Raw genomic sequence first — 3,348 nt, 5'->3', positions numbered from 1 at the left:
CTGGCGATGGCGTTGCGTTCGATGCAGGGAATCTGCACCAGGCCGCCCACGGGGTCGCAGGTCAGGCCGAGGTTGTGTTCGATCCCCACTTCGGCGGCGTTCTCCACCTGCTCGGGCGTTCCGCCGAGGACCTCGCACAGGCCCGCGGCCGCCATGGAGCAGGCCGAGCCCACTTCGCCCTGGCACCCAACCTCCGCACCGGAGATGGAGGCGTTGATCTTGAACAGAATTCCGACGGCGGCCGCAGCCAGCAGGAAGCGGACCACACCGTCGTCGTTGGCGCCGGGTACGAACTTCACGTAGTAGTGCAGCACCGCGGGGACGATGCCGGCCGCGCCGTTCGTAGGTGCGGTGACGATCCGGCCGCCAGCGGCATTTTCCTCGTTGACGGCCAGAGCGAACAGGTTCACCCACTCCATCGCCCGGAGCGGGTCAGTCACTCCGGTGTCCGCCGTCAGGGTCTGGAATAACGACGGCGCCCGGCGCCTGACGTTAAGGCCGCCTGGAAGAATCCCTTCCGCGACGCAGCCGTTGTCCACGCATTCGCGCATGACTGCCCAGAGTGCCAGCAGTTTTTCCCGGAGTTCCGCTTCGCTGCGCCATGTGAGTTCGTTGGCCAGCATAACGTCGGAGATGGACATGCCCTCGCGCTTGCAGATCGCCAGGAGTTCGTCGGCGGTGGTGAAGGGGTAAGGGAGGACGGTGGAGTCCGCCACCACCCTGTCTTCGGCGCCGGCATCGCCGTCCACTACAAAGCCGCCGCCGATCGAGTAGAAACTCCGTTCGCTCAGCACCGCCCCGGCATGGTCCAGGGCGCGGAAGGTCATGCCGTTGGGGTGGGTCGGGAGGGACTTGCGCCGGTGCAGCACCACATCCTCGTCCCAGTTGAAGTCCACGCGGTGGTGGCCACCGACAAGGAGTTCGGCGTCGAGGGCCGCGGCAGCCACCTGGTCGTCCGCCGTGGCGGTGTCCACGGTTTCCGGGTCCAGTCCTTTGAAGCCCAGGACCACGGCCTTGTCCGAGCCGTGGCCCCGCCCGGTGGCACCGAGCGAACCGAACAGCTCAGCCTGGACGCGCCTGGTGGCGCTCAGGTGGCCGTCGCCCTTGAGTCCGTCGGCGAAGAGCTTCGCCGCCCGCATCGGGCCCACCGTGTGCGACGACGAGGGCCCGATACCAACGGAGAAGAGGTCCAAGACGCTGAGTGCCATTTAGGGGACCTCTGGCGAGGCATACTCGCGCATTGCATCGAGGAGCCACCGGCCCAGGAAGTCCGCGAAGGAGGCGCGGGGGAAAAGCCGGAAGCTTTCCTCCCCGGTCTTCTGCAGGACCACCGGGATGTTGCCCACCTCGGTGTTCAGGGCGGTTCCCGGGGTGAAGCTGCGCGGGTGCAGGTCAAGGGCGCAGCCTTTTTCCAGGACGGCCCGGGCGCGGGGGCCGGACAGTTCAAAGGTGGTGCGGTTGGCGGACAGGTCCACCACCTGGCCGGGGGCGTCACCCAGCGCTTCCGTGAGGGACCCGATGAGGTTGCCGCCCAGGGAGTCGTGGGCCTCTTCGGGTGCAACCACCAGGAACTCCGCCGGTCCCAGCCAGAGGACGCTGACGCCGTCAGCGCCGCCCACGTCGCCGCAGCGTGCCGGCAAGCCGCCGGCAACAGAAGCGATCCGTGCCCCTTCCCCGGAGCGGGGGTCCACGCGGATTCCGGCCATGGTCTGGAAGGGGCCCTCGGCCAGGACAACCTTGCCCTGGACGGAGCCTGCCACCAGTGCCGGGGCCAGGTGGGAGGCGGGGCTCCGGCGGATGTCCCGGAGTCCGTTGATGCCTTCGAGTGCTGCTGAATTAACCATCTTTGCGGGTCCCTTCGGGGTCAAAAAGTACGGTTTCTGCGACAACAACATCAACCAGCTGGTCGCCGGCTGCGGCCACCAGGGTCTCGCCGATGCGGTTGCGGCCATTCTTGATCAGTGCCAGCCCAAACGAGCGGCCCAGGGCGGCGCTGTGGTAGCTCGAGGTGACGAAGCCCTCCATGGGGACCGGGCCGTAGGCGGGGCTGGTGCTGATGCCCTTTTCCACGAGCTGGGTGCCTTCCGGCAGCCGGATGGTGCCGTCCACGGGCAGGACGCTGACCAGGTGCTTGCGGTCCTCGCGCCGGGCATCGGCCCGGGCGTAGGAGCGCTTGCCGATGAAGTCCTTGGCCTTGGACACCACCCATTCCATGCCCGCATCCTGCGGGGTGACGGTGCCGTCGGTGTCCTGCCCGACGATCGGGTAGCCCTTTTCGGCGCGGAGCACGTGCATGGTTTCGGTGCCGTAGGGGGTGATGTTGAATTCGGCGCCTGCCGCGGCCACGGCTTCCCAGGTGTTCAGCCCGTACCAGGACGGCACGTTGATCTCGTAGGCCAGTTCGCCGGAGAAGGAGATCCGGCAGACCCGCGCCTGCACGCCGGAGGCGAGGGTGGTTTCTCGGAACGTCATGAACGGGAAGGCTTCCGCCTCCAGCCCGCCGTCCGCGGCGAGGTCCGGCGCCAGTTTGGCAATCACGGCCCGGGATTTAGGCCCGACGACGGCAATGGTGCTCCACTGTTCGGTCACCGACGTGCAGTGCACGTCGAGCTCGGGCCATTCGGTCTGCAGCCATTCCTCCAGCCAGTCCAGCACCTTCGCGGCGCCGCCGGTGGTGGTGGTCATGAAGAACCGGTCCTCATCCAGGCGCAGGGTCACGCCGTCGTCGAAGATCATGCCGTCCGCCATGCACATCACGCCGTAGCGGGCCGAACCCGGGGCGAGCTTCTTGAACGCGTTGGTGTAGATCCGGTTGAGGAACTCACCGGCATCCTTGCCGCGGATTTCGATCTTGCCGAGGGTGGTGGCGTCCATGAACCCGACCGAGTCGCGGACTGCAGCGCATTCGCGCAGCACGGCCTCGTCCATGTCCTCGCTGCCCTGCGGGTAGTACCAGGGGCGCTTCCACTGCCCCACGTCCTCGAACAGGGCGCCCTGGGCCACGTGCCACGGGTTGATCGACGTGACGCGGGCGGGGTCGAACAGCTCGCCGCGCTGGCGTCCGGCCAGTGCTGCGAATGCCACCGGAGTGAACGGTGCGCGGTACGTAGTGGTGCCGATGTCGCCGATGCCGCGGGACGCTTCGCCGGCGCTCCGGAGCGCGGCGGCGATGACGCCGATCGCGTTGACGCCGGAGGTCTTGCCCTGGTCGTTGGCGGTGCTGATGGAGGTGTACCGCTTGATGTGCTCCACAGACCGCATGCCGGCACCGGTGGACCGCAGCACGTCAGCCACTGACTGGTCCCGCTGGAAGTCCACGAAGTGGTGGTGCCAGTCATCCGGAGTACC

Annotated in this window: 3 protein-coding genes; all 3 read right to left on the bottom strand. The window is 67.6% G+C overall.

All coding sequences use genetic code 11. The annotated features are described in order from the left end of the window. On the bottom strand, nucleotides 1–1,208 hold a 1,208-nt coding region (locus V6M49_RS18550), incomplete at its 3' end, for an L-serine ammonia-lyase (protein WP_332762610.1). Further along, entirely contained in the window at nucleotides 1,209–1,844 is a 636-nt protein-coding gene (locus tag V6M49_RS18545) for a sarcosine oxidase subunit gamma (protein WP_332762609.1), read from the bottom strand. Further along, on the bottom strand, nucleotides 1,837–3,348 hold a 1,512-nt coding region (locus V6M49_RS18540), incomplete at its 5' end, for a glycine cleavage T C-terminal barrel domain-containing protein (protein ID WP_332762607.1). The genes V6M49_RS18540 and V6M49_RS18545, both read right to left, overlap by 8 nt.

Source organism: Pseudarthrobacter sp. (genome assembly GCF_036675385.1).
GTDB lineage: Bacteria > Actinomycetota > Actinomycetes > Actinomycetales > Micrococcaceae > Arthrobacter.
Note: the sequence above shows the minus strand (reverse complement) of the source record. Positions and strands in the feature narration are given on the sequence as shown.

Excerpts from the sequence above, each read along its gene's own strand:
- V6M49_RS18545 (WP_332762609.1), bottom strand. The coding sequence starts at position 1,844 with ATGGTTAATTCAGCAGCACTCGAAGGCATCAACGGACTCCGGGACATC.